Source organism: Pseudomonas sp. B392_1p, assembly GCF_052245235.1.
In the GTDB taxonomy this organism is placed as follows: Bacteria; Pseudomonadota; Gammaproteobacteria; order Pseudomonadales; family Pseudomonadaceae; genus Serpens; species Serpens gallinarum.
On record NZ_JBQPXM010000006.1, the window covers coordinates 244,969 to 269,999 of the forward strand.

The 25,031-nt window shown below is 60.4% G+C and carries 22 protein-coding genes and 1 tRNA gene; 11 read left to right on the forward strand and 12 right to left on the reverse strand.

The features are described 5' to 3' along the window. Window positions 1-84 precede the first annotated feature (84 nt). Window positions 85-1,248 (reverse strand): type III PLP-dependent enzyme, encoded by a 1,164-nt coding sequence (locus ACTV8E_RS11345; protein WP_443199568.1) that lies wholly within the window; start codon window positions 1,246-1,248, stop codon window positions 85-87. Between the two features lie 426 nt (window positions 1,249-1,674). Here ACTV8E_RS11345 and ACTV8E_RS11350 point away from each other — a divergent pair, with 426 nt between their 5' ends. After that, window positions 1,675-3,258 carry a peptide chain release factor 3 gene (locus ACTV8E_RS11350; RefSeq protein WP_251835176.1) on the forward strand — a complete coding sequence of 528 codons (1,584 nt, stop codon included), beginning with the start codon at window positions 1,675-1,677 and terminating at the stop codon, window positions 3,256-3,258. Window positions 3,259-3,517: 259 nt separating this feature from the next. Here the strand turns inward: ACTV8E_RS11350 and ACTV8E_RS11355 are convergent, their stop codons facing one another. After that, entirely contained in the window at window positions 3,518-3,841 is a 324-nt protein-coding gene (locus ACTV8E_RS11355) for a TraR/DksA C4-type zinc finger protein (RefSeq protein ID WP_443199569.1), read from the reverse strand. Window positions 3,842-4,013: 172 nt separating this feature from the next. Here ACTV8E_RS11355 and ACTV8E_RS11360 point away from each other — a divergent pair, with 172 nt between their 5' ends. The 6 genes from ACTV8E_RS11360 to ACTV8E_RS11385 all read left to right on the forward strand — a co-directional run bounded on the left by ACTV8E_RS11360 (window position 4,014) and on the right by ACTV8E_RS11385 (window position 11,044). Continuing rightward, window positions 4,014-4,520, forward strand: a complete 507-nt coding sequence (locus tag ACTV8E_RS11360; protein ID WP_251835174.1) for a TRAP transporter small permease subunit — start codon at window positions 4,014-4,016, stop codon at window positions 4,518-4,520. Beyond that, window positions 4,521-5,855, forward strand: coding sequence for a TRAP transporter large permease (locus ACTV8E_RS11365; RefSeq protein WP_251835173.1), 1,335 nt, complete (start codon window positions 4,521-4,523; stop codon window positions 5,853-5,855). It abuts the gene before it with no gap. 94 nt (window positions 5,856-5,949) lie between these two features. Then, window positions 5,950-6,990, forward strand: coding sequence for a TRAP transporter substrate-binding protein (locus tag ACTV8E_RS11370; RefSeq protein ID WP_251835172.1), 1,041 nt, complete (start codon window positions 5,950-5,952; stop codon window positions 6,988-6,990). 70 nt (window positions 6,991-7,060) lie between these two features. Continuing rightward, complete coding sequence (locus ACTV8E_RS11375; RefSeq protein ID WP_273537132.1) at window positions 7,061-8,434, forward strand: glutamine synthetase family protein; 1,374 nt, start codon at window positions 7,061-7,063, stop codon at window positions 8,432-8,434. Between the two features lie 43 nt (window positions 8,435-8,477). Beyond that, entirely contained in the window at window positions 8,478-9,866 is a 1,389-nt protein-coding gene (locus ACTV8E_RS11380; RefSeq protein WP_443199570.1) for an aldehyde dehydrogenase family protein, read from the forward strand. Between the two features lie 8 nt (window positions 9,867-9,874). Continuing rightward, on the forward strand, window positions 9,875-11,044 hold the full coding sequence (locus tag ACTV8E_RS11385; protein WP_443199571.1) for an iron-containing alcohol dehydrogenase: 1,170 nt from the start codon (window positions 9,875-9,877) through the stop codon (window positions 11,042-11,044). A 276-nt stretch (window positions 11,045-11,320) separates the two neighbouring features. On the opposite strand, the gene ACTV8E_RS11390 is transcribed toward ACTV8E_RS11385, so the two are convergent. The 6 genes from ACTV8E_RS11390 to ACTV8E_RS11415 all read right to left on the reverse strand — a co-directional run bounded on the left by ACTV8E_RS11390 (window position 11,321) and on the right by ACTV8E_RS11415 (window position 16,091). Next, entirely contained in the window at window positions 11,321-11,641 is a 321-nt protein-coding gene (locus ACTV8E_RS11390) for a ComEA family DNA-binding protein (protein ID WP_273537128.1), read from the reverse strand. Window positions 11,642-11,766: 125 nt separating this feature from the next. After that, a complete protein-coding gene (locus ACTV8E_RS11395) occupies window positions 11,767-12,993 on the reverse strand; it encodes a hypothetical protein (protein ID WP_251835167.1) in 1,227 nt (408 codons plus the stop codon). 64 nt (window positions 12,994-13,057) lie between these two features. Further along, the gene (locus ACTV8E_RS11400; protein WP_251835166.1) at window positions 13,058-13,507 is read right to left on the reverse strand and encodes a YcgN family cysteine cluster protein; all 450 of its coding nucleotides are present in this window, start codon (window positions 13,505-13,507) and stop codon (window positions 13,058-13,060) included. Between the two features lie 217 nt (window positions 13,508-13,724). Further along, window positions 13,725-14,024 (reverse strand): YcgL domain-containing protein, encoded by a 300-nt coding sequence (locus ACTV8E_RS11405; RefSeq protein WP_251835165.1) that lies wholly within the window; start codon window positions 14,022-14,024, stop codon window positions 13,725-13,727. Continuing rightward, on the reverse strand, window positions 14,021-15,154 hold the full coding sequence (rnd, locus tag ACTV8E_RS11410) for a ribonuclease D (protein WP_443199572.1): 1,134 nt from the start codon (window positions 15,152-15,154) through the stop codon (window positions 14,021-14,023). The genes ACTV8E_RS11405 and rnd overlap by 4 nt, the downstream gene beginning before the upstream one ends. A 139-nt stretch (window positions 15,155-15,293) precedes the next feature. Continuing rightward, the gene (locus ACTV8E_RS11415) at window positions 15,294-16,091 is read right to left on the reverse strand and encodes a lysophospholipid acyltransferase family protein (RefSeq protein ID WP_443199573.1); all 798 of its coding nucleotides are present in this window, start codon (window positions 16,089-16,091) and stop codon (window positions 15,294-15,296) included. 108 nt (window positions 16,092-16,199) lie between these two features. Here ACTV8E_RS11415 and ACTV8E_RS11420 point away from each other — a divergent pair, with 108 nt between their 5' ends. Further along, complete coding sequence (locus ACTV8E_RS11420) at window positions 16,200-17,054, forward strand: sulfurtransferase (RefSeq protein ID WP_443199574.1); 855 nt, start codon at window positions 16,200-16,202, stop codon at window positions 17,052-17,054. Between the two features lie 206 nt (window positions 17,055-17,260). Further along, complete coding sequence (locus tag ACTV8E_RS11425) at window positions 17,261-18,514, forward strand: OmpP1/FadL family transporter (protein ID WP_251835161.1); 1,254 nt, start codon at window positions 17,261-17,263, stop codon at window positions 18,512-18,514. Window positions 18,515-18,616: 102 nt separating this feature from the next. Here the strand turns inward: ACTV8E_RS11425 and ACTV8E_RS11430 are convergent, their stop codons facing one another. From ACTV8E_RS11430 to ACTV8E_RS11440, 3 genes are all read right to left on the reverse strand, one after another. After that, a complete protein-coding gene (locus ACTV8E_RS11430; protein WP_273537120.1) occupies window positions 18,617-18,739 on the reverse strand; it encodes a hypothetical protein in 123 nt (40 codons plus the stop codon). Next, window positions 18,736-19,947 carry an MFS transporter gene (locus ACTV8E_RS11435; RefSeq protein WP_251835160.1) on the reverse strand — a complete coding sequence of 404 codons (1,212 nt, stop codon included), beginning with the start codon at window positions 19,945-19,947 and terminating at the stop codon, window positions 18,736-18,738. Before ACTV8E_RS11435 ends, ACTV8E_RS11430 begins: the two co-directional genes overlap by 4 nt. Window positions 19,948-20,152: 205 nt before the next feature. Continuing rightward, window positions 20,153-22,390, reverse strand: a complete 2,238-nt coding sequence (locus tag ACTV8E_RS11440; RefSeq protein WP_443199575.1) for a DUF1631 domain-containing protein — start codon at window positions 22,388-22,390, stop codon at window positions 20,153-20,155. Between the two features lie 289 nt (window positions 22,391-22,679). Between ACTV8E_RS11440 and nadC the strand changes: the two genes are divergently transcribed. Beyond that, window positions 22,680-23,528: a carboxylating nicotinate-nucleotide diphosphorylase gene (gene nadC / locus ACTV8E_RS11445; RefSeq protein ID WP_443199576.1), complete on the forward strand. Its 849-nt coding sequence runs from the start codon at window positions 22,680-22,682 to the stop codon at window positions 23,526-23,528. An 86-nt stretch (window positions 23,529-23,614) separates the two neighbouring features. On the opposite strand, the gene dinB is transcribed toward nadC, so the two are convergent. Then, window positions 23,615-24,664, reverse strand: coding sequence for a DNA polymerase IV (gene dinB, locus ACTV8E_RS11450; RefSeq protein ID WP_443199584.1), 1,050 nt, complete (start codon window positions 24,662-24,664; stop codon window positions 23,615-23,617). A gap of 136 nt (window positions 24,665-24,800) precedes the next feature. Between dinB and ACTV8E_RS11455 the strand changes: the two genes are divergently transcribed. Next, window positions 24,801-24,877, forward strand: a tRNA-Met gene (locus tag ACTV8E_RS11455). Window positions 24,878-25,031: the final 154 nt, after the last annotated feature.

The window sequence follows — 25,031 nt, forward strand, 5'->3', positions numbered from 1 at the left end:
GACGTTTGCATAACCCCAGCCAGATTGGCCGCCGCCAACACGACGAATCCCGCCGTAGCGGGATTCGTCAGAGCCAGATAACGCTTAGATGTAGAACGCCTTCAGCGGCGGGAAGCCGTTGAATTCCACTGCGCTGTAGCTGGTGGTGTAGGCACCGGTGGACAGCCAGTACAGGCGGTCGCCGCTGGCCAGGTTGAGCGGCAGACCGTACTTGTAGTTTTCATACATGATGTCGGCGCTGTCGCAGGTCGGGCCGGCGATGATGACTTCTTCCATTTCGCCTTTTTTCTCGGTCCAGATCGGGAACTTGATCGATTCATCCATGGTTTCGATCAGACCGGAGAACTTGCCTACGTCGGTGTAGACCCAACGCTCCACCGCGGTGCGCGACTTACGCGCCACCAGCACCACTTCGCTGACCAGGATGCCGGCGTTGGCGATCAGTGAACGGCCCGGCTCCAGGATGATTTCCGGCAGCTCATCGCCAAAGTCTTCCTTGAGGAAGCGGATAATTTCGTCGGCATAGGTTTCCAGGCTGTTGGTCTTGGCAATGTAATTGGCCGGGAAGCCGCCGCCCATGTTGATCATCTGCAGCACGATGCCGTCTTCTTCCTTGAGACGCTGGAAGATCACCTTGACCTTGCCAATGGCCGCATCCCAGACGTCGATGTCGCGCTGCTGGCTGCCCACGTGGAAGGAGATGCCGTAGGGCACCAGACCCAGTTGCTTGGCGAGGATCAGCAGATCCAGGGCCATATCGGTCTGGCAGCCAAACTTGCGCGACAGCGGCCAGTCGGCCGTGGTGGAACCTTCGCTGAGAATGCGCACATAGATCTTCGAACCCGGCGCGGCCTTGGCGATATTGCGCAGGTCGGCTTCCGAGTCGGTGGCGAACAGGCGCACCCCCTTTTCATAGAAGTAACGAATGTCGCGCGCTTTCTTGATGGTGTTGCCGTAGCTGATACGGTCGGCGCTGACACCGGTCTTCAGCACCTTGTCCAGCTCATAGATCGAAGCGATGTCGAAGTTGGAGCCCTTGTCACGCAGCAGCTCGGTGATCTCGGTGGCCGGGTTGGCCTTGACTGCGTAGTAGATCTTGGCAAACGGAAAGCAGCGCGTCAGATCATCGTAGGCCCGCGAGATGGTCTCGGTATCGATGACCACAAACGGGGTTTCATGCTGGTCGGCAAATGCCTTCATTTTTTGAAACGTTGCGCGCGCGAAATAGTCTTCGACTTTGATCGACATGCTTGGGACTCCAAATGGCAAAACAAACAAAACAGTGTGTGGAATGGCCGTAGGGACGGCCGCGAACGCCTGACAGTTTCCCCACTTTGGTTCGCCTACTTCCCAAGGCATGTCGCCGAAAGCAAAAAGGTCAACCTGGATACGGTTGACCTTGCTGTCTCGTCGGCAGTACTTGAGCCGGATGGATCGTTTCCAGCATCAGCGTTCGGGCGCGAACTTTAGGACCAAGGGGGAGCGAGATCAACCAAAAAGTGCCCCTCAGCAGCATTGATTTTCAACCTGTCAAGGATTCACAACAAAATGTCCGAAAAAAGCTGCAAACCGCTTCTGCGGATTGCCGCGCGGCGAACGCAGCCACTTCAATTGCCGCTATAATCGCCGCCTTTTCTGACAGACCGACACTTTCGTCGACGGGTTCCCTTTCCGATGACCACTCAGGCCGCCGAAGTCGCGAAGCGCCGTACCTTCGCCATCATTTCTCACCCGGATGCGGGTAAGACCACCATCACCGAACGCTTGCTGCTGATGGGCAAGGCGATCGAGGTCGCCGGTACGGTGAAGTCGCGCAAGTCCGACCGCCACGCCACCTCCGACTGGATGGCTATGGAGCAGCAACGCGGCATCTCCATCACCACCTCGGTGATGCAGTTTCCCTACCGCGAGCACATGATCAACCTGCTCGATACCCCCGGCCATGAGGACTTTTCGGAAGACACCTACCGCACCCTTACCGCGGTGGACAGCGCGCTGATGATGATCGACGGCGGTAAAGGCGTTGAGCCACGCACCATCGCCCTGATGAACGTGTGCCGCCTGCGCGACACCCCCATCATCAGCTTCGTCAACAAGATGGACCGCGACATCCGCGACCCCATCGAACTGCTCGACGAAATCGAGGAAGTGCTGAGCATCAAGGCCGCACCCATCACCTGGCCCATCGGCTGCTACCGCGATTTCAAGGGCGTCTACCATCTGGCCAATGACTGCATCCACGTCTACACCCCCGGCCACGGCCACGAGCGTACCGAGGATAAGATCATCCAGGGTCTGGACAGTGACGAGGCCCGTGCGCTGCTCGGCGACATGTACGAGCGCTTCGTCGAAGAGCTGGAGCTGGTCCAGGGCGCCTGTCACGAGTTCGATCTGCAAGCCTATCTGCAGGGCAAGATGACTCCGGTCTTCTTTGGTACGGCGCTGGGCAACTTCGGCGTCAGCCATGTGCTGGACGCCTTCGTCGACTGGGCCCCCGCTCCGCTGCCACGCATGACCCAGGAGCGTGAGGTGCGGCCCAACGAGGAAGCCTTCAGCGGCTTCGTGTTCAAGATCCAGGCGAATATGGACCCGCGCCACCGCGACCGCATCGCCTTCATGCGCGTGTGCTCCGGCAAATACGAGCAGGGCATGAAGATGCGCCATGTGCGCATCGGCAAGGACATCAAGATCGGCGATGCCCTGACGTTCTTCTCCAGCGACCGCGAGCGCCTGGAAGAGGCCTTTGGCGGCGACATCATCGGTCTGCACAACCACGGCACCATCCAGATCGGCGACACCTTCACCGCCGGTGAGAACATCAGCTTCACCGGCATCCCGCACTTCGCCCCGGAACTGTTCCGCCGCGTGCGCCTGAAGGATCCGCTGAAATCCAAGCAGCTGCGCCAGGGCCTGCAGGAACTGGCCGAAGAAGGCGCGACCCAGGTGTTCTTCCCCGAGCGCAACAACGACATCATCCTCGGCGCGGTAGGCGTGCTGCAGTTCGACGTCGTCGCCAGCCGTTTGAAGGAGGAATACAAGGTCGAGTGCGCCTACGAGGCGATCAACGTCTGGTCGGCCCGCTGGATCGAGTGCAGCGATGAAAAGAAGCTCAAGGAATTCAGCGACAAGGCCTATGAAAACCTGGCCATCGATGGCGGCGGCCACCTGACCTACCTGGCGCCGACCCGGGTCAACCTATCGCTGATGGAAGAACGCTGGCCCGACGTGAAATTCCGCGCCACCCGCGAGCATCATTAACAGCCAGTAGCGTTGCCTGGGCTTTTGCAGGATAGGTGGGCGAGGACGGCCAGTTGCCCACTCGGTAACGGGCCGATAGCCATCAGGCGATGGCTAAAAAGCTGAACTTGATGCTGCGCTCAACGCCATCCTAAGCGGCGGCGCGCGCAGGAACCGTAGGGTGGATGTCGTTTTCTACATCCACCACGGCTCCGCTCGGTGGAGCGCCACCCGGTGGATCAATGAAGCGCGATCCACCCTACACCTGACATGCCCTACATCATTTCGTCAGCGCAGCACAGCGCAAGCACAAAGCCGCCGCCGGCAGTGCCCGCAACCTGGCCTCCTCGACGTCCTCACCGCAGCGCTGGCATTCGCCGTAATACCCCTCGGCAAGACGCTGGCGCGCCAGCCCCACCTCGCGCAGGCCAGCTTCGGCTTCGGCCAATAGCGCCTCCAGAACCTCCTCGTTCTGCCGTTCCTGGGCCTGCTCGGCAAAGTCGGCATCGCGCTTGCTGGTCAGGTCGCGGCGGATAGCCTCGGCACGCTTGCGATATTCCTCGGTTAACTGCGCCAGCCGCTGAGCGGGGTCAAATGGGGTCATGTCAGCCTCCTGGTCTTTGCCTCAGTGTGGCTGCGTCTACGCCGGATGCACGGCTTTTATCGCGACAAATGCGACGTGCACCACTCGCCACAGACCCACGCATGCGTGCCGCCATTCACGCTGGCCAATCTTCGTCTAGGCTGATCTCGTCAGGGTTGTCAGGGGTTTCAAGATGCGCCAGACGATAAGGATCTTCGTCCGCACGGTCGATACCATGAACCGGGTCATCGGCCGCTTCGCCATGTACCTCATCTTCGCCATTCTCGGCGTGCTGTTCTATTCCATCTTCAGCAAGACCTTCGCCGACCCCGCAATCTGGACCCTGGAGGTCGCCCAATTCCTGATGGTTGCGTACTTTCTGCTGGGCGGCGCCTACTCCCTGCAGCTCGACGACCACGTGCGCATGGACCTGTTCTACAGCCGTTGGACACCAAAAACCCGCGCCATTGTCGATCTGTGCACGGTGGGTTTCCTGCTGTTCTACCTGGTGTTCCTGCTCTATGGCGGGATTTCGTCGGTTCACTACGCACTGGAATACAACGAGACCAGCTACTCGGCTTGGTCACCGCGCATGGCGCCGATCAAAATCATCATGTGCATCGGCATCGCCATGATGCTGCTGCAAGTCCTGGCGATCTTCTTCAAGGACCTCGCTGCCGCACGCGGAGAGACCTTGTAAATGGGCTACGAATACATCGCCCTGCTGATGTTCTCTTCGATGATGCTGCTGCTGTTAACCGGCAAGCGAGTATTCGGCGCCATCGGCTTCGTGGCCGTCTGCGCGGCGTTTCTGCTGTGGGGCCAGGGCGGCTCGGAAATGGCCTTCAGCGCGGCGATGAAACTGATGAAGTGGTACCCGCTGCTGACCCTGCCGCTGTTCGTGTTCATGGGCTACATGCTCTCCGAATCCGGCCTGGCCGAAGACCTGTACCGCATGTTCCACGTCTGGATGGGCCCTCTTCCCGGTGGCTTGGCCCTCGGTACCATTGGCCTGATGGTGGCCATTTCCGCCATGAACGGTCTGAGCGTGGCCGGAATGGCTATCGGCGCCAGCATTGCCCTGCCGGAACTGCTTCGCCGCGGCTACAACAAGATCATGGTCACCGGAGTCATCCAGGCCGGCAGTTCGCTGGGCATCCTGATTCCCCCCAGCGTCGTGCTGGTGCTCTACGGCATGATCGCTCGCCAGCCTGTCAGCCAACTATGGCTGGCGGGGGTATTCCCTGGCTTGCTGATGGCGACGCTGTTCGCCCTGTATGTGGTAATTCGCTGCTGGCGCAACCCAAGCCTCGGCCCGGCCATGCCAATGGTCGAACGTCAAACGATCAGTCGCCGCGAAAAATTATTACTGCTCAAAGCGGGCATCGCCCCGCTGTTCATCTTCTTTTGCATGACCGGTCTGTTCCTGCTTGGTTACACCAGCCTGGTGGAGAGCTCGGCAGTGGGCGCCCTCGCGGCCACCTTCACCGCGCTGGTCAAGGGCCGACTGACTCGCGAGGTCATGGAAAACACCCTGCGCAAGAGCCTCGGCATCACCTGCATGTTTATGTGGATCATCCTCGCCGCGCTGTGCTTCGGTGCGGTATTTGACGGACTCGGCGCGGTGCAGGCTATCGAGATGCTGTTCCTCGACCGCCTGAGCCTGAGCCCGTGGGAGGTCCTCATCCTTATGCAGCTGTCCTTCATCGTCATGGGCATGTTCCTTGACGACACCGCCATGCTGGTCATTGTCGCACCGCTGTACATCCCCTTGGTGGGCAGCCTGGGTTTCGATCTGATCTGGTACGGCATCCTATACACCATCACCTGCCAGATCGCCTACATCACCCCGCCGTTCGGCTACAACTTGTTCTTGATGCGCGCCATGGCGCCGCCCGAGGTGAGCTTGCGGGACATCTATATTTCAGTCTTCCCCTTCGTACTGGTCATGATCCTCGCCCTGGCACTGGTGATGATCTTTCCGCAAATCGCCCTGTGGCTGCCGCAATCCTATTACGGGGCCGCAACGGGATGAATCGCGTCAACCGAGCGGTAACGCCGTCACGCCCCGAACGAATCGGGACACATGCGCTGTATGAATCTGAATCGACTTTCCTGGAGAGAACGGTATGAGTACAAGACGCAGTTTCCTGACCGGCGCCGCCGTGGCTACCGGCACCGCCGCCCTGGGTTCAGCCCATATCTATGCCCAAGAGCCGAAGAAAATCACCTGGCGCTTGCAAACCTACGCAGGCCCAGCGTTGGGTGAACACGTGATCAAGCCGTCCATCGACGCCTTCAACCAGGCGGCCAACGGCGCCATGGAAATCAAGCTGTACTACGCCGATCAGTTGGTGCCGACCGGCGAGCTGTTTCGCGCCATGCAGCGGGGCACCATCGATGCAGTGCAAAGCGATGACGACTCGATTGCCGCACCGGTGGACATCTCGGTGTTCGGTGGCTACTTCCCGTTTGCTACCCGCCACAGCCTGGACGTACCAGCGCTATTTCACCAGTACGGTCTCAACGAGATCTGGGCCGAGGCCTACGGCGAAGTAAAGGGCGTCACCTGGCTTGGCAGCGGCGCCTGGGACCCGTGCAACTTCGCCACCGTCGAGCCGATACGCAGTCTTGACGACCTCAAGGGCAAGCGCATTTTCACTTTCCCCACTGCCGGCAAGTTTCTCACCCGCTTCGGGGTGATCCCGGTGACCTTGCCGTGGGAAGACGTCGAGGTGGCACTGCAGACCCGTGAGTTGGACGGTATCGCCTGGTCGGGGATTACCGAGGACTACACGGTCGGCTGGGCCAACGTCACCAAGTATTTCCTGACCAACAACATTTCCGGCGCCTGGATCGGTTCCTACTTCGCCAATTCGGACAAGTGGAACGAGGTACCCGAGCACCTCAAAACCCTGTTCAAGCTGTGCATGGACAGCTCCCACTACTACCGCCAGCACTGGTACTGGGGCGGCGAGGCCAAGCTGCGCGTGGAAGGCAGCAAACTGGAGCTGACCTCGATTCCCGCCGAGCAATGGCAAACCGTGGAGAACGAGGCGCAAAAGTTTTGGGACGAAATCGCCAAGACCAGCCCGCGTTGCGCCAGGGTCGTGGAGATTTTCAAACAATACAACGCGCTGATGGCCAAGGCAGGCGCACCCTACCGCTGACAACCGCCATACCCTGCCACCGGAACAGACAACGACACGCTAGCCATAACGAGAGATTGACGGGGGGTTCATGCTCAATCCAAGGGACGTAAAGACCATTGAGGACGCCAGGCGCATCGTCGAGGAGCGCGGCCTCACCCATGTGAAGGTCGGCGTGTTCGATATTGACGGGGTGATGCGCGGCAAATACATCAACCGCAGCAAATTCTTCTCTGCGCTGGAACATGGCAGCGGCTTTTGCGATGTGGTGCTTGGCTGGGATGTGAAGGACCAGCTGTACGACAACGTGCAGTACACCGGCTGGCACACCGCCTACCCGGATGCGCCGGTGCGTATCGTGCCGCACAGCTGCCGGGAAATCCCATTCGAGAACGGCATGCTGTTGTTCATCGCCGAGTTCGACCAGCAGGCCGAGGCGATCTGTCCGCGCGGCACGCTGCTGCGCGTTGTTCAGCGCTGCAAGGCGATGGGCTTCGATCCACTCGCCGCCCTGGAGTATGAGTTTTTTCTGTTCGACGAAACCCCGCATTCGGTTCGCGCCAAGGGGTTTCGCAACCTGAAGAACCTGAGCCCTGACTGGTTTGGGTATTCGACCCTGCGCAACTCGGTGCATGCCGAGCTGTACCACGAGATCCTCGAGCTGTGCGAAGACATGGATTTCCCCCTGGAAACCCTGCATTCGGAAACCGGCCCGGGCGTGATCGAGGCGGCAATTACCGTGGATCGCATCACCGAAGCCGCCGACAAGGCCGCGCTGTTCAAGACGTTCATGAAGGTACTGGCACAGCGCAAAGGATTGATGGCCACGTTCATGGCCAAATGGTCCGCCGACATGCCGGGCCAGAGTGGGCACATCCATATGTCGCTGCGCGAGCGCGCCTCCGGGAAATCAGCCTTTCATGATCCCGCCGATGCCTACGGCATGAGTGAGCTGCAGCGTCAGTTCGTCGCCGGCCAGCAACGCCTGATGCCCGAACTGCTGTGCCTGCTGGCCCCCACCGTGAACAGCTATCGGCGCCTGGTGCCCGGTTACTGGGCGCCCACCGATGCCACCTGGGGGGTAGAAAATCGCACCACCGCGCTGCGGGTGATTCCCGGCAGCGACAAGGCGCAACGGGTCGAATACCGCCTCGGCGCGGCCGATGCCAACCCTTATCTGGCCCTGGCTGCCGTACTGGGTTCTGGTTTGTACGGCATCCTCAACCAGTGGCAACTCGCCCCCCCGATCAGCGGCAACGCCTATGCCATGCAACATCCGCCCGAATTGGCCCTGCCAACTACGCTGTGGGAGGCGGCACAACGCCTGAGAGCCTCCAGCGCGGCGCGCGACCTGTTTGGCGACGCGTTCGTCGATCATTTCGCCGCCACCCGCGAATGGGAGGAACGCGAGTTCCGCCGGCATGTCAGCGATTGGGAACTGGATCGCTACTTCGAGATCATCTGAGCAGATGCAGACCACCTCACAACGCGCCTTGTGGAGGCCGAGCATGAACTCATTGCAGTGCATTTCCCCTATTGACGGCTCCGTCTACGTCGAACGCCCCCTGGCCACCAGCACACAGATTGCCGACGCTGTGGCCCGCTCCGAGCGGGCACAACAGGACTGGAAAAGCACACCGCTGGCCCAACGCATCGCCCTGACCCGTGAGGCGATCAGCCTGTTCAGCGCCAAGGAAACCCAACTGGCAGAAGAACTGTGCTGGATGATGGGGCGGCCGATCCGCTACGCCGCGGGCGAAATCAACGGTTTCGTCGAGCGCGCCAGCCACATGGCGGATATTGCCGAGCAGGCACTGGCTGATATTCATCTGCCCGCAAAGCCCGGTTTTATCCGTTTCATCCGTCGCGAGCCGCTGGGCGTGGTGCTGGTAATCGCTCCCTGGAACTATCCCTATCTGACGGCGGTGAACAGCGTGGTGCCAGCGCTGCTGGCCGGCAACACTGTGCTGCTCAAGCACTCGACGCAAACCCCGCTGTGCGCCGAACGCATGGTGGAAGCCTTTGCCGAAGCAGGTCTGCCGGCGGGCGTCTTTCAATACCTGCACCTGAGCCATGAAGACACCGAACAGTTGATCCGCGCCCCGGCGGTGCGGCATGTGGCGTTTACCGGCTCGGAGGCCGGCGGCGCGATGGTGGAGCACGCGGCGGCCGGACGCTTCATTAATAGCGGGCTGGAACTGGGCGGCAAGGACCCGGCCTACGTGCGTGCCGATGCGGACCTGCGGCATGCGGTGGAGACCACCATAGACGGCGCCTTTTTCAATTCAGGGCAGTCGTGCTGCGCCATTGAGCGCATTTACGTGCACGAATCCGTCTACGACGCATTTGTCGAGCAAGCGGTGGCACTGGTTCGGCATTATCGGCTCGGCCGTCCCGACAGCGCCAAAACCACCCTGGGACCGCTGGTGCGCCCTGCCGCGGCGGACTTCGTGCGTGAGCAGATCGCCGAGGCCGTGGCCAAAGGCGCAAAAACGCACATCGACCCGGCCGATTTCCCCCTCGACCAGCCCGGTTCGGCCTATCTTGCTCCGCAGGTGCTGACCGGCGTGAACCATGCCATGCGGGTGATGACCGAAGAATCCTTTGGTCCCGTGGTCGGCATCCAGAAAGTGCGCGACGACGATGAAGCCGTCGCGTTGATGAACGACAGCGAATTTGGCCTGACCGCAGCAATCTTCAGCCGCGATGAGACCACTGCACTGGCCCTGGCGGATCGTCTGGACACCGGCACGGTCTTTCTCAACCGTTGCGACTACCTCGACCCGGCGCTGGCCTGGACCGGCGTGAAGAATTCCGGGCGCGGCTGCACGCTGTCGACGCTGGGCTATGACCACCTGACTCGCCCCAAATCTTTTCACTTCAAGACGCAGTTATGAGGCGCTCAATGGACCTGAAGCGTTACCAGATGAACTGGAATTACCCCACTGCCATCCGTGTTGGCGCGGGACGGATCGGCGAGCTGCCGCAGGCATGCAAGCAGTTGGGCATGAATGCCCCGCTGCTGGTTACCGATCCGGGGCTGGCAGCACTGCCGATGATTGAACAAACCGTGATTTCTTGCCGCTCGGCGGGGCTGCAGATCGACGTCTTTTCGGCCATCAAGGGCAACCCGACGGGACAGAACATCAGCGACGGAGTGGCCGCGTTCAAGGCGGGCCAGCATGACGGCGTGATCGCCTTTGGCGGCGGCTCAGCTCTGGATGCCGGCAAGGCCATCGCACTGATGGTCGGCCAGGACCGTTCGCTGTGGGATTTCGAGGACATCGGTGACAACAGCGAGCGGGTCAACGTGGCCGGCATGGCCCCGGTGGTGGCGGTGCCGACCACCGCTGGCACCGGCTCGGAAGTGGGCCGCGCCTCGGTAATCACCGATGAAGAAGCACAGGTCAAGCGCATCATTTTTCACCCGCGCATGCTGCCGGACCTGGTCATACTGGACCCTCAGCTGACCCTGGGCCTGCCGGCAAAAATCACCGCGGCAACCGGTATGGACGCCCTGTCGCACAGTCTGGAAGCGTTTTGCTCGCCGCTGTTCCACCCGATGGCCGAAGGCATCGCCTTGGAAGGCATGCGCCTGGTGCACGACTATCTGCCGCGTGCCGTGGCACGGGGCGACGATATCGAGGCACGCCTGCAAATGATGGTCGCCTCGACCATGGGCGCCACCGCGTTCCAGCGCGGGCTGGGTGCCATGCATGCACTGGCCCATCCGCTGGGCGCGTTGTACGACGCTCATCACGGGCTGCTCAACGCGGTCTTGATGCCTTATGTATTGCAGGCCAACCAAGGTGCGATCAAAGGGCACATGGAGCGCCTGGCCCGACACCTGAAACTGCCTTGGCCAGGTTTTGCCGGTGTGCTGGAATGGATTCTGGCATTGCGGGCCGAGATCGGCATTCCGCACAGCTTGCGAGAACTCGGTATCGATGACCGTCACAGCGAGCTACTCGGCCAGATGGCCGCCGCCGACCCTTCGGCTGGCACCAACCCGATCGCCTTCAGCGCCGATGAATACCGCCTACTGTTCGAACGCGCCCTGCGCGGCACGCTGTAGCGGTTGGCATGGGCATCGCCGAGGTGCTGCTCAACATGGGGTACGCTGCCGCAGCCCAATCAAAAATACCTTGATCGATGTACGAGCGGATTCGTCCGCGAGGCAGGCTACACCGCTGCGGCAGTTTAATTGCAGCGTGCATGCCTGCCGCAACGGCCCTGATAAACGGCTCAAACCAGCGGACTCCGTCACGGCAGGCGGCCAACATCTTTCTTCGAAGTATAAAAAAACGCCATGTCCCGCAGGGAGACATGGCGTTATTTCCATCGAGCCGGATTACTGGAGGGACAATTTTTCCAGGTTCTTTTCCAGGGTTGCGGCACCAATCCCCTTTACTTCGAGCAACTCATCCACCGAGGCGAACGGGCCGTGAGCCTCACGATAGGCCACGATGGCTTGCGCCTTGCCCGCACCGATACCTTTCAGTTCACGTTCCAGGGTGGCCGCATCGGCGGTATTGAGATTGATCTTGCCACCGGCGACCTGTTGGGTGGCAACGGGTTTGGCAGTCACCGGCTTCGCCGATTCAGCCGCCGATACTGCGACGGAAGTGGATGCCAGAACGGCGAAGAAGAAGGTCGGGAGCAGCTTGCGCATTGGTATTAAATCCTTGTAATTATCAAGTCCTAGAGATGACGGCTGACGCCGCTCGCTACGAAAGTAGTCCCCTCCACCTGCAATTCCAGCCGGAATGCCCAGAACGCGAGGCGGGTCACGCTTGATCAGCGCAGCAAGCGCGTATCCAATACTTTCGAAGGGCCACCCATGACGTTTTCGCTGATCGCAATGAAATCTTCGGTGCTGGCGGTATCCAGGCGCATCAGGCCCCGGGTGACATCATCCAGCGTACGCCGTCCTTCGGTACGCTTGCGAATTTCCTGATCCAGATCCTGCAGCAGCAGCACAGCGCGCGCGGTCACCGGCCCGCTTGAGCTCTCGCCCCGCAGGGTCTTAATGTCACGACTCCAATTGCTCAGATGCTTGCGCACCTGCTGGTAGCGCTCCTCGGTCATCCCTCCGGAACGACGCAGCAATTCAATGGCGTAATACTCGGCCACTCCTTCACTGATCCAGTCACTGCGGTCATGGTCACCAATGCGGCCGAGCACATGCACCAGCTCATGCAATAAAGAGCTGGTACCGTTTTCGCTGACCACAGGGCGGTCCGCGTGCATGAACAGCGAATGCGGCCCGGACAGCCCCCCGCGCCACATAGGCTCACCGGCCCCGACGATCAGCACCTTGGCCGGATCGCGCTGAAAAATCGTCTGTGCTTGCGGCCAGATAAAGGTCAGCACGGTGAGCATGTCCATGCGTCGCATGCCCTCACCCAACGGCGCCGCCACGGTGACATCGGTCATGCCCAGACGTGCGCGGCGGGTGCCAATCTTGCCTGCGAGGATCCAGCCGGTTGGACGATCGAAGTGCCGCGACGGATTGTCGATGCGAAAACGGTGCGTGCCGACCCTTGGCCAGCCGGTTTCCACACTTTTCCAGCCATCAGGCAAGTCGAATTGCAGGCGGGACACCAACTCCATGTTATCGCGCAACGCCAGCCGCGCCGGAGGGACCAAGTCATCTCCGCGCAGCAGCACCCAGTCTTCGGTCATACGCGCGTCATAGCTGCCGGAATCACGCTGATGACTGATGCGCACCCGGTAACTGAGCGTCGCTTTACCTTGGGCAGGAGACCACTTGCCCCGTTCCGCCTCGCCGTCTTTCTCTACCTGCCAATCACCGTCCGCCTTGAAATCGCTATAACGGCCGTCGGCACCCAGGTTGAAATCCAGTTCGCGTACCGCCTGGCCTCTTTCCAGGTGCAGGCTGACCTCAGCCTGGTCGCTGCCGGGCAGAAAGCGCACCCGGTAATCGAGGTCGGTTTTTTTCGCGGCCCACACGGGGGCAGCACAGATCAACAGAACACACAGCAGCGAGGTACGGGAAATCATCGTGACGGCTCCAGGGCGACAGATGAATAAAGACCGGTAGTAGAGCCGATCTATCCCCGGGAACTCAACCGGCGCGGAAAATCAGATAGTCTTCCCAGTCATCAGCGGCCACGCTGTTTTCACTGAGCATCTTGCCGGATTGGGAGATACCGGCCTGGTGGACCGCATCGGGATCCCCACAAACCAAGTGGTGCCAGGGCAGCAAGTCTTTGCCTTCGGCGACCAGACGGTAGGCACAGGTGGGCGGCAGCCATTTGAATTGGTCTGCTTGGGCAGGTGTGAGCTGAATGCAATCCGGGACATGCTGACGGCGCTGGGTGTAATTGCTGCACTGGCAGGTCTTCAGATCCAGCAGTTTGCAGGCGATACGCGTGTAATAGACGCTGCCGTCATCCTCATCTTCGAGTTTTTGCAGGCAGCACAGGCCGCAGCCATCACACAGCGACTCCCATTCTTCCTGATCGAGTTGATCGAGGGTCTTGCGTTTCCAGAAGGGTTGGACTTTGGCGGCCATGGCATCACGGGCAGGAATCAGGGCGCGCTAGTCTAGTCCCGCTGCTCGATCCCGCCAAGCACAGGTGACTGCCGGCCTGCTTGCCACACCCTGTCGGCACTGGGTAAGACGCGTTCCTACAGTTCAGCTTGCCGGGATTGGAATACGTTATTGCAACGGATCGCCCAGCAAGCTGGCCCCTACCTCCATTCAAAAAACCAAGCGGCCATTCGCCGCCTTACAGCGGATCGCTCATGCGCAGCAGCTCTTCCGGCAGGTGTTGGATGTAGTCGTCTTCATCGTCCACTGGCGGCATCTGCAGGTGGTAGCCCTGGGTTTGGAGGTTCTCCAAAACCTTATGGATATCTTCCCGAGCCAGTTGCCGCTGCGGCGTGAGCACCATTTCAAAAGCCAGCTGCGGTGTGCCGAACACGGCCATCAGCCCTTCCGGCACGCGACTCAGCGCTTCACTCTTTTGCACATAGAGATACATCTCGCGCTTGCGCGAGCTTCTGTAGATGGAGCAAATGCATTTCATGCGGACTCTCCACTGGCAGCCAAGGTATCAAGCAGGGCTTGGCCCATGCGTTCACGGCGCCAGCCACGCAGGTTATCGGGCAGTTGATAAGGCCCGTTGGGGAAGCCGGTTTTCAGTAGGGCTTCCAGTGATTTCTTGCGCAGCATCAGTTCTGGCGCCATGTGCAGGCGCTGCGCCTCAGCTTGGCCCACCGCGCGCAGTTTCTTCAGCAGTGCACTGGCTTCCAGCGGCAGCGGTTCCGGCACCGGTGCAGGCCACTGCTCCTGTGGCGTTGCAGCAGCATCGCGGATCAACGCAAGCAATGTTTCACCGTCCTGGCGCACGGTACGCGGATGCATTTCCTCAATACGCATCAATGCACCGAGATCGGTGGGCTGAAAGCGCGCCAAGGGCCACAGGGAATGCTCACGCACGATGCGGTTGCGCGGCACGTCGCGACGCTTGGCCTCGCGCTCGCGCCAGGCGTACAGCACGCGGTATACGGCTAATTGTTGGCGCGACAGTTTCCAGGCCAGCTTGCCCTCGCGGTACAGTTCGTCCGGGTCGATTTCGCGCCGCAGGTTGGCAACCAGTTCCGCGCCGTCCTCCAGCAGCCAGGCACGCTTTTCATCGCTGAGCCGGGCATCGAGACGTTTATAAACCTCGGCCAGATGCTGGGTATCCTCGGCGGCATAGGCCACCTGCAATTCGGTGAGCGGACGCTGCAGCCAGTCGGAGCGGGTTTCACCCTTGGGCAGTTCGATGTTCAGCACGTCCTGGACCAGTCGCGAATAGCCCATGGAAAACCCGATCCCCAAATAGCCCGCAGCCAGTTGGGTGTCATACAACGGGGCAGGCAGCGTACCGGTCAGGCGCTGGAAGACTTCAAGGTCTTCGCTGCACGCGTGCAATACCTTGATCACCGCAGGATCATCCAGCAGCAAGGCAAAGGCTGACCAGTCGCGGATCAGTAGAGGGTCGATCAGATAGGCGCCCTGCCCAGTACTAACCTGTATCAGGCCGGCCTTCGGATAGAAGGTATCGACCCGCATGAATTCGGTATCAAGCGCCACGAAGGGCTGGGTGCGCCAGGCAGCGCAGTGTTGCGCCAGGCTGGCGTCGTCACGGATCCAGTGAATATCGATGGGCACACGGCTCTCCTCGGTTCAGGCGCGCAGTATATCCCCAGTCGCCGACATTGCACCGACCGATCAACTGGTCCCGCTCTTCGCCGCAGAGGGCCATCACAACCTTCGATGGCTTCCTGCCTCAAGGTGATATTTCAGAAGCTCATCCGGCCAGTCCCAGTTGCGGGTCTGCCATGTCCTGGGCCTGCTCGACCGGCTGGTCAAGCATGGCCTGCAGCCGGGCGCGAGTTTCGTTCATCAGTTCGGGTAGCTGCTCGACGCTGTAGCGGCTGGCATCCAGAGGCTCGCCGACTTGCAGCTCAACCGGCAATCCCAAATTCATCCGCCAGCTGCGCGCCGGCAAAACCGCGTGGATGCCGCGAATGGCCAACGGCACAATCACGGCGTTGGTCTCCAGCGCCAGGTGGAAGCAGCCTTTCTTGAACGGCTGCAATTGCCCATCGGGAGACCGGGTGCCTTCGGGAGCGGCCCAGAGGACGATGCCGCTTTCCAGCATGCGTTGTGCCTGCTGCAGATCCTTGACTGCCTGCTGATGATTGCGCCGGTCTATGGAAGGGAATTCCCCGCTACGCAAGGCGGCGCCGAACAGCGGAATGGCAAACAGCTCCTTTTTCGCCAGCATGCGAATCGACCCCGGCAGGCTGGCAAAGGTGGCGGGTATGTCGTAATGGCTGGAATGGTTGCACAGGATGATATAGCGCCGCCCATCGTTGAAGTCCGGCAGCCCTCCCTGAACATCGAGGCGCATGCGCACCAGACGCAACAACAGGCGCGACCATTGCCGGGCATATTCATCAACCTGGCCCCGACGTAAACGCCCGCACGCCGCGCGGATCATAATCAGACAACAGAACCAGGCGGTGACCAGCACCGTCCCGCTAATCACACCGAGGCGCCGGGCCAGGGTGGCACTTTCACTGATGGAATGCAGGCTGGACATGAGCTCTCCCAACATCTTCAGGCATGGGTAGTAGGCGACATACACTGGAGCAGAAATCTCTCGGCTTAAGATGTCCGTACTTATGTCCACGACACAGGTATCCCGCTCATGTCTCATGCACAGCTATTCACGTCCCAGGAACTGGCCAAGCGTCTCGATGAGCCGCGCCTGGTCATCCTCGACTGCCGCTTCGCCCTGGACGATCCCGCCTATGGCCGCAACGCCTATGCACAGGGCCACATACCCGGTGCCCGCTTCGCCGATCTGGAAACCGACCTGTCCGGGCCGGTCCAGCCAGGCGTGACCGGCCGCCATCCCCTACCCGCCCCCGGACAAATGATCGAGCGCCTGCGCGCCTGGGGCGTGCGCAACGACAGCACTCTGGTGCTCTACGATGACGGCCCCACCGCTTTCGCCACCCGCGCCTGGTGGCTGCTGGCCTGGCTGGGCAAACGCGATAACGTGTTTGTGCTGAATGGTGGCTTCAAGGCCTGGCAAGCCGCGGGCCTGCCAATTACCGAAAAAGTGCCAGTACCATCCCCGGGTGATTTCGCGGGTCAGCCGGATGAGCGTTTGGTGGTTAACGCCGCAGAGCTGCAACAACGCCTTGGCGCCGCCGACCTGACGCTGCTGGATGCTCGCGCCCTGCCGCGCTTTCGCGGAGAGGTAGAGCCGCTGGATCCAGTCGCCGGGCATATCCCCGGTGCGCAATGCGCCACGTTTAGCGACAACCTGAGCAGTGACGGCCACTTCCGCCCTGCCGAACAGCTACGCCAGCGCTTCGAACAGTTGCTTGCCGGGCGAGATCCCCGGCACCTGGTCGCCTATTGCGGCTCCGGCGTGACGGCCTGCCATAACCTGTTCGCCCTCAGCTTGGCGGGCTTTCCCCTGGCCCCGTTGTATGCCGGCTCCTGGAGCGAATGGATCACCGATCCGGCTAGGCCAGTGGCCAAGGGGTCATAAAACAACCGTGGGTCCTTCGTTTCGCTTACAAAAAGCTACAGCCAGACGGCCTTCAAAAGGCTAGTTTTTACCGCTATTCCAAGCAGGCCATTAATCGCTAACCCACTCCAGATGCGTCGCAAAGCATTGATTTAGAGGGGTTGCAACTGGAGATGCGTAAAAAACCCTGCTAGTTTCGCCCCTCGTTTTACCTTACCGGAGTACCCATGAAACACGCCTGGATAAAAACAACATTGGCAATCACCATTGGCGCACTGTCGAGCCAAGCCATGGCCAACGGACTGGCAATCAACGAACACAGCGCCAGCGGCATGGGCACCGCCTTCGCCGGTCGCTCGTCCGCAGCCTTGGATGCCAGCACTGTTGCAGGCAACCCCGCCGGCATGTCCAAGCTTGAACGTCGCGAAGTGAGTGGCGGTCTGGCGTTTATTCATGCGGAAACGGATATCGAAGCCACCGGCGGTACCGGCTCTACAGACGGCGATATGGTGCCGTTTGCCACTGTACCCTTCGGTTACTACGTCACTCCGATCAACGACAAGATGCACTTCGGCCTGGGCCTGTACGTGCCTTTTGCGGTCATCAGCGATTACGAAAAAGGCCACATGGGCCGCTACCACGGCGTGACCAGCGAAGTGGAAGTGGTCAACCTGCAGCCGACCCTCAGCTACAAGATCAACGATCAGGTGTCGGTAGGTGGTGGCCTGGTGATCAGCCGGGTTTATGGGAAGCTGACCAGCAATGTGAATCCGGGTGCTCTGGGAGTTCCAGGCCCGGATGTAGATGTTGAGATCGAGGGTGACGATATCGCCTATGGCTACAACCTCGGCGTGCTGGTTGATCTGACCGAGCAATTGACCTGGGGCCTGACCTATCACTCCAAGGTCAAGTACGGCCTGGAAGGCGATACCAAAGTCAGTAATGTGCCTGCTGCCGTAGCTCCCCTGCTAGAGGGCAAATACGACGCCAGCGTTGACATTACCCTCCCGGAATCCGTCGACACCTCGGTGACCTACCGCCTGGATGACCAGTGGACCCTGTACGGCGGCGCTACTTGGACGCGCTGGAGCCGCCTGGATGCTCTGATCGTCGAAAACGAAACCAGTAACCCCGTAGCGGGCGCCATTCTTGGCAAGCGCGAAGAACCCCTGAAATGGGAAGACACCTGGAGCTTCGCTGTCGGCGCCGCCTACCAGTTGAACCCGCAGTGGGTTCTGCGCGCCGGCTTGGCCCTCGACGAGTCGCCGACCAACGACACTCACCGCACCACACGCATCCCGGTGTCGGATCGCACCATCCTGTCGTTCGGCGCAGGCTGGAATATCGACCAGGATACAACCCTGGACCTGGCCTACTCCTACCTGAAGGAAGACAAGGGCGAAGTGAACCAGACCGGCTACAACGCCGAGTATGAAAACTCTGCCCATGGCCTGGCCGCACAGCTGACCTACCGCTTCTAAGCGTTACGCCAGCCACAAAAACCGGACCCAGTGGTCCGGTTTTTTGTGGCTGGCATTCTCACACCGAAGGTTTGTGATCAGTGCCGTAATAAAGCAGTCGCCCTAACACACCATCCCAATCTGCAATAGCGCCAACCCACCGCGACTCCACCCCCACCAGGCCAGCGCCAACAGCAAGCCTAGCCCCACCAGTAGCGCAGCCATGCCCAGGCGCCAACTGTTCATGCCGAAGCCCCCGAGACACGCAGACGCTCCACCGGCTGCTCGCGCACCGGCCAATTGAGCAATGCGGCCATCAGGCTGAGCAGAATGGAAATTTCCCAAACCAGGTCATAGCTGCCCGTCCGGTCATACACATAGCCGCCCAGCCAGCCACCCATGAACGAACCCAATTGGTGGAACAGGAAGACCAGTCCACCCAACATTGACAGGTTGCGCACGCCGAACAGAGTCGCCACCGTGCCATTAGTCAGCGGTACGGTGGACAACCACAGCAAGCCCATAGCCATGCCGAACGCGTAAGCCGTCCATTCGGTTAGCGGTGTATAGAAGAAGGCGACAATCACCACGCCGCGCAACAGATACAGCGTGACCAGCAGGCGTGGCTTGGACATACGTCCGCCCAGCCAACCGGCGCCGTAGGTGCCGAAGATATTGAACAGCCCGACCAGCGCCAGCACCGTAGTGCCGACATAGGCCGGCAGGTGTTGATCCACCAGGTAGGCAGGCAGGTGCACGCCAATGAACACCACCTGAAAGCCGCACACGAAAAAACCCAGCGCCAGCAACCAGAAGCCGGAATGCCCGGCCGCCTCGCGCAGCGCCTCGCCCAGGGTTTGGGTGTATTGGGTTGCTGCTGGAGCCGGCGCTTCGCGCAGGCAGGCACCCAGCGGAACCAGCAAGGCAATCATCAGGCCCAGTGCCAACAGCGCAGACGACCAGCCTAACCAATCCATCAACCCCAGGGTGCCAGGCAACATGGCGAACTGGCCAAACGACCCGGCCGCCGCTGCGATACCCATGGCCATGCTGCGTTTTTCCGGCGTAGCCGCACGACCCACAGCGGCGAGCAACACGGAAAAGGACGTGCCCGACAACCCCAGGCCGATCAATACCCCGGCGCTCATGGACAGCCCCAACGGGGTATCGGACAACCCCATCAGCACCAGGCCAGACGCATACAGAATGCCCCCGATCACCACCGTTCGCCCGGCACCGTAACGGTCCGCCAGCGCGCCGGTAAAGGGTTGGGCCAGACCCCAGATGAGATTCTGCAGTGCGATGGCGAAGGCGAACACTTCGCGGCCCCAACCGAAATCAGCACTCATCGGCGCCAGAAACAAGCCAAAACCATGGCGCACCCCAAGCGACAGGGTCAAAACCACCGAACTCAACACCAACACCCAAAAAGCCGCCCGGGAAAACGCGCTCATATCTACTCCAGTCCACAGCGCCAGCCCACCATTACTATGGTAGGCGCAGGGAGGTGTTTGTATAACGCGCCCGGGCAGGCGTCAATGTACCGCGGGGAAGACAATGGCCCGTACCCGCTTTCTGCGCAGCGTCGATGGCAGCGCGGCCAAACGCACGTGGAAGTGATCTACGAAGCAAACCCGACTGATGCTTTATTTCAGATGCTCACTCAGCCTTGAGCCGCCGCAGGTTGCCAATTACCGATTCCAGCGCTCGGTCGAACAACAAGGCATCGTCAAGCAGACGTATTGCTCCGCGCTGGAATTGCGCTGCCAGGCTGTTGCGGGTCTTTTCCAGCACCTTCATACCGTTGCGGTTGACGAAGATGTATTTCCCGGTGGGCTTGATCCAGGCCGCCAGCTTACAACGCAGCTTCGTCCCGTCTTCCTTGTGGATTTCCAGCCAGCTGCCGACGCGCAGATTGTCCACCTGAAGCAGCGCCTGTGGGTCATTACTTCCCTCGACTTCCGGCTCCACGGCCGCAGATTGCTCCTGAGGCGTCGGTAACTGAAGCTGCTCGACGACCGCCATCATGGCCGATTCGGCGGGCTCCTGCCCTGCAGGGTCGACCTCAACGCTCCCAGGCATGACATTGGCTTGCGCCTGGCGCGAAAGACGCTTGAATCCATGCCGGTAAAACGTCTCCAGCAAGCCCAACCATTCTTGGGCGGCGAAGGAATCGACACCCGCCTCATCCAGCCCGGCACGCAAGGCCCTGAGCAATTCAGGTACCAGGGTACGCAAGCGCTGGCGTGCCTCCTCCCCTTCCGGCGGCGTGACACTCCAGATCAGCTCATCCAGCCGGGCCAGGTTCGCCTGCCAGGCCGGCGAGTCTGTTCCGTGCTTAAGACAGGTGAGCAATAACACCTTGCTCCAACCTTGGTGCACCAGACGCAGCACCATGTGCGGCAACGTCTTGCCCAGCATCCTCGCGTTCAAGGCCTGCTCGACCTGCAGGCGCGCCAGTTCGGTTTTGGCCCGAGCTTCTTCCGCGTCGCGCGTGCGCTGCTCCAGCAACTCACTGCGGCGGCGCTGGGCGCCGATAAAGGCAGTAAACTCGTCGAGCAGCTCGGCAAAAATGCGCGGATCATCGACAAAGTCACTCAGCAGGCGCTGCACGATGGCCTCGATGGTTTGATAAAGGCTGTCACGCTGCGCGTCGTCCTGATCACTCCAACCAAGCGCAGCAGCGGCAATCTCGTTCAACAAGCGTCGCGCCGGATGGCTGGTGCGGCTGAAAAACGCCTTATCCAGCACTGCAACCTTGAGCATGGGAATCTGCAGGCGAGCGATCAGCGCCTTGAGAGAGTCCGGCAACGTACGGTCGTCAAGAATGAACTCGAACAGCATCGCGACCAGGTTGATGACATCGTCATCCACCTCCCCCACCACGCGCGTCTTACCGCTTTTCGCGCTGGCGCGACTGAGCAGATTATCGACTAGCTGGCGAAGATCGATCGCCTGTTCAGCCAACGCCCCAGCCGGCACGCTTTGCTGCAGATGGGACAGCAGGCGCATCAGATCCTGTTGGGTGATCGGCAGAGCGTCGGCATTCTGAGCAGGAGCCGGCCGACCGACACCGCGGCTCTGGGACAGTAACTGCTGCAGCACGCCAAAGGCTTCGTCGCTCCCCATCTCACCTATCGGTGGCAGTTCCTGTGCTTGCTCCGCTAGGGATGCCCCGCTGCGGCTAACGGGCCGCTTTGGCATAACCGATTGCAATTCGGGCAGCACACCTGCGTCTTTTAGTATTTGGTTCGCGTCGGCATAGAGCTGGTCCAGGCTGCCGAGGCAGAATTTGTCGAACAGCTTGAGAATGATCAGCTTGACCCTGATATCCATCTCCTGGCCACAGGACAGGAGAAACGCCTCGCAGAGCATCTCAGGGCCCAAAGGATGACTCTTTTCCTCGAGCTTCTTGCTGGTCAGCATATTGAAACGGGCCGTGAGGTGACTCAAGGCAATCCCCAACCGGACCTTGGCTTTGGTCACCATGCTGTCGACGGCGACGCGCTCCTCCAACTCGTCATTCTGTACCAACGCCAGATGGTCGTAACCTGGCGTCTCCACCTCTGGATCCCGACCAATCTCGTATTGATTCAGACGAGTGAATCCGTCGAGAAATCGCTCCAGCATGTCGCGCACTATGCCGTGACGCTTGAGGCGCAATTCACGCATGGCCTCGAAGAACAGGCTCTGCTCGGTATTACTGGCCGCCCGGTTTGCCATCTCGAACAGCGTATCGTCGGCACTCTCGAACAGGGATTGCAGAGCCAATTTGAGTTGCGGCAAGGCGGCATCGCACACCCGTGCCAACGGAGGGGCCAGACGAGGCGGCTGAACTGCGGATGCAAATGATGCAGCCGCCTTGCCGAGCGGCACTACCTTGGCTTCGGTTTTCATTGAGAGTCTCCGGCATCGGTACTGGCGAACTGCCTTCGAGTAGAGCGCTTGGAGACGCCATCCATGACGTCAAGCTTACGGCGCCAATAAGGCCAAATTGACAGACAATTATTGACTGCCGAACGTTAACTACAAGCGCGCTTCGGTACAGACATGACCCAGATCACACTCAATCATCAACAAACCCCAGTCTTTGGCTGGGGCCGCACGACTACTTCAGCCGACATGCCTAGCGCATCGTCTCGCACGCACCTTTATAATCCCCCGCCTGACCAACCAGGAGTTCCCCATGCCCAATCTGACCCTTGCCGATCTGAGCGCTGAAATCGACAGCAATGTGCGTCGCGCCCTGGCCGAAGACATCGGCAGTGGCGATCTCACTGCGCAACTTATCCCTGCCGAACGCCTGGCCCACGCCCGGGTTATTACCCGCGAAGCGGCAGTTATCTGCGGCACGGCCTGGGTCGATAGAGTGTTTCGCCAGCTCGACGACCGCGTTGCCGTGCATTGGCAGGTCGCCGACGGCGACTGGGTTGAGCCCAACCAGACTCTCTTTACCTTGGAAGGACCGGCCCGAGCCTTGCTCAGCGGTGAACGCAGCGCGTTGAACTTCTTGCAAACGCTGTCTGCCGTGGCCACTCGCTGTCGCCACTATGCAGACCTGGTTGCCGGCACTCAGGTCAAACTGCTCGACACGCGCAAAACCCTGCCCGGTCTGCGCCTGGCGCAGAAATACGCTGTCACCTGCGGTGGTTGCCATAATCACCGCATCGGCCTTTTCGATGCGTTTCTAATCAAGGAAAACCATATCGCTGCCTGCGGCGGGATTGCCGACGCCATCAATGCCGCACGCCAGATCGCGCCCGGCAAGTCCGTGGAAGTTGAAGTGGAGAACCTCGATGAACTTCAGCAGGCGCTGGATGCAGGCGCCGATATTGTCATGCTCGACGAGCTTAACTTCGACGACATGCGAGAGGCCGTGCGCATTAATGCCGGACGCGCCAAACTCGAAGCGTCCGGCGGAATCACCGACAGCACGTTGCGCAGCGTGGCCGAAACCGGCGTCGACTATATCTCCCTCGGCACGCTGACCAAGGACATCAAGGCCGTCGACCTGTCGATGCGCCTGCAGCTGTGACGTTGAAATCGATTCATGCATAACGCGCACAGCCGCCTGCTCAGGCCAGGGGCGGCACCGCGTCTCACCCGCCTGTTGACCGAGACCTAAAACAGGCTGAGTTGCTCGAACCCGTTGCGCAAGTCCACCAGCCGCACACCAAGCCCGATCAGCCGCACGGGCTTGTCTCCACGTGCATGGGCCTGGGCCAGTAACTGTTGATAGCTGTCCAGATCAAGTCCTGCACCGGACTGCTCAAGAGTGGTCTGGGTGAAGTCATGGAACTTGAGCTTTACGAACGGCTTGCCAGGCCGATAGCTGGAATCCAGCCGTGCCAGGCGTCGATTCAACTCATCGAACAAATCGACCATTTCTTGCTGGCAGGCCGGCAAATCGGGCAGATCCTGATCAAATGTGTTTTCCACACTGAGCGACTGCCGCCGCCCCTCCGACTCAACTTGCCGCTTGTCGATTCCACGGGCCAAACTCCATAAACGTTCGCCAAAACTGCCGAACTCGCGCACCAGCGTCAGGCGTTCCCACTCGCGAAGCTCCAGGCAGGTGCGAATGCCTAAACGCGCCAGTTTATCTGCCGTGACCTTGCCCACGCCGTGCAGCTTGCTCACCGGCAGCTGAGCCACAAAATCCTCTGCCTCATTTGGCGTGATGACAAACAACCCGTTGGGCTTGCGCCAGTCGCTGGCGATCTTGGCCAGAAACTTGTTCGGTGCCACCCCAGCTGACACCGTGATATTCAGCGTCGACGCCACACGCCGACGAATCTCGGCGGCCATTCGCGTGGCGCTGCCGGAACAGTAGGGGCTGTCCGTCACGTCCAGGTAAGCCTCATCCAGTGACAAGGGCTCGATCAACTCTGTGTAATCACGCAGGATCTGGTGGATTTCTCGGGAGACAGCCTTGTAGACATCCATGCGTGGGCGCACGACGAGCAGGTCGGGACACAGCTTGAGCGCTGTTCGCATCGGCATCGCGGAATGGATACCGTACGCACGCGCCTCGTAATTGCAGGTGGCGACTACGCCGCGCTTGTCCGGCGAGCCGCCCACCGCCAAGGGTTTGCCCGTCAGGCGCGGATCGTCGCGCATTTCGATGGCGGCATAAAAGCAATCGCAATCCACGTGAATGATCTTGCGCACGGATGAATTCATAAAAGCCCGCATGACATGCGTCGGAGGCGGAAGTTTATCATCGCCGTGACGCTAAACAGTTGACGGTGCGGGGTTTTCCCCTACCGGCGGTTGACAGGAGTGCATGGGCGAGTAGAATGGCCGGCGCGGGATGGAGCAGTCTGGTAGCTCGTCGGGCTCATAACCCGAAGGTCGTAGGTTCAAATCCTGCTCCCGCAACCAGATACAGAAAAAGGCCACTCAATCGAGTGGCCTTTTTCGTTTCCGCCGATCGGTTTTCTGCGCAAGTTGTTGATTCTTAAAAACTATCGGTTGACACGTCCTCATCAATCAGTAGAATGGCCGGCGCGGGATGGAGCAGTCTGGTAGCTCGTCG

Bases quoted from the DNA above. Each gene is read 5' to 3' on its own strand.
- ACTV8E_RS11385 (WP_443199571.1), top strand. From the start codon at position 9,875: ATGGACCTGAAGCGTTACCAGATGAACTGGAATTACCCCACTGCCATC.
- ACTV8E_RS11395 (WP_251835167.1), bottom strand. From the start codon at position 12,993: ATGATTTCCCGTACCTCGCTGCTGTGTGTTCTGTTGATCTGTGCTGCC.
- ACTV8E_RS11400 (WP_251835166.1), bottom strand. From the start codon at position 13,507: ATGGCCGCCAAAGTCCAACCCTTCTGGAAACGCAAGACCCTCGATCAA.
- ACTV8E_RS11345 (WP_443199568.1), bottom strand. From the start codon at position 1,248: ATGTCGATCAAAGTCGAAGACTATTTCGCGCGCGCAACGTTTCAAAAA.
- ACTV8E_RS11350 (WP_251835176.1), top strand. From the start codon at position 1,675: ATGACCACTCAGGCCGCCGAAGTCGCGAAGCGCCGTACCTTCGCCATC.
- ACTV8E_RS11380 (WP_443199570.1), top strand. From the start codon at position 8,478: ATGAACTCATTGCAGTGCATTTCCCCTATTGACGGCTCCGTCTACGTC.
- nadC (WP_443199576.1), top strand. From the start codon at position 22,680: ATGCCCAATCTGACCCTTGCCGATCTGAGCGCTGAAATCGACAGCAAT.
- ACTV8E_RS11420 (WP_443199574.1), top strand. From the start codon at position 16,200: ATGTCTCATGCACAGCTATTCACGTCCCAGGAACTGGCCAAGCGTCTC.
- ACTV8E_RS11435 (WP_251835160.1), bottom strand. From the start codon at position 19,947: ATGAGCGCGTTTTCCCGGGCGGCTTTTTGGGTGTTGGTGTTGAGTTCG.
- ACTV8E_RS11415 (WP_443199573.1), bottom strand. From the start codon at position 16,091: ATGTCCAGCCTGCATTCCATCAGTGAAAGTGCCACCCTGGCCCGGCGC.
- ACTV8E_RS11390 (WP_273537128.1), bottom strand. From the start codon at position 11,641: ATGCGCAAGCTGCTCCCGACCTTCTTCTTCGCCGTTCTGGCATCCACT.
- ACTV8E_RS11355 (WP_443199569.1), bottom strand. From the start codon at position 3,841: ATGACCCCATTTGACCCCGCTCAGCGGCTGGCGCAGTTAACCGAGGAA.
- ACTV8E_RS11365 (WP_251835173.1), top strand. From the start codon at position 4,521: ATGGGCTACGAATACATCGCCCTGCTGATGTTCTCTTCGATGATGCTG.
- ACTV8E_RS11440 (WP_443199575.1), bottom strand. From the start codon at position 22,390: ATGAAAACCGAAGCCAAGGTAGTGCCGCTCGGCAAGGCGGCTGCATCA.
- ACTV8E_RS11375 (WP_273537132.1), top strand. From the start codon at position 7,061: ATGCTCAATCCAAGGGACGTAAAGACCATTGAGGACGCCAGGCGCATC.
- ACTV8E_RS11430 (WP_273537120.1), bottom strand. From the start codon at position 18,739: ATGAACAGTTGGCGCCTGGGCATGGCTGCGCTACTGGTGGGGCTAGGC.
- ACTV8E_RS11425 (WP_251835161.1), top strand. From the start codon at position 17,261: ATGAAACACGCCTGGATAAAAACAACATTGGCAATCACCATTGGCGCA.
- ACTV8E_RS11405 (WP_251835165.1), bottom strand. From the start codon at position 14,024: ATGAAATGCATTTGCTCCATCTACAGAAGCTCGCGCAAGCGCGAGATG.
- ACTV8E_RS11360 (WP_251835174.1), top strand. From the start codon at position 4,014: ATGCGCCAGACGATAAGGATCTTCGTCCGCACGGTCGATACCATGAAC.
- ACTV8E_RS11370 (WP_251835172.1), top strand. From the start codon at position 5,950: ATGAGTACAAGACGCAGTTTCCTGACCGGCGCCGCCGTGGCTACCGGC.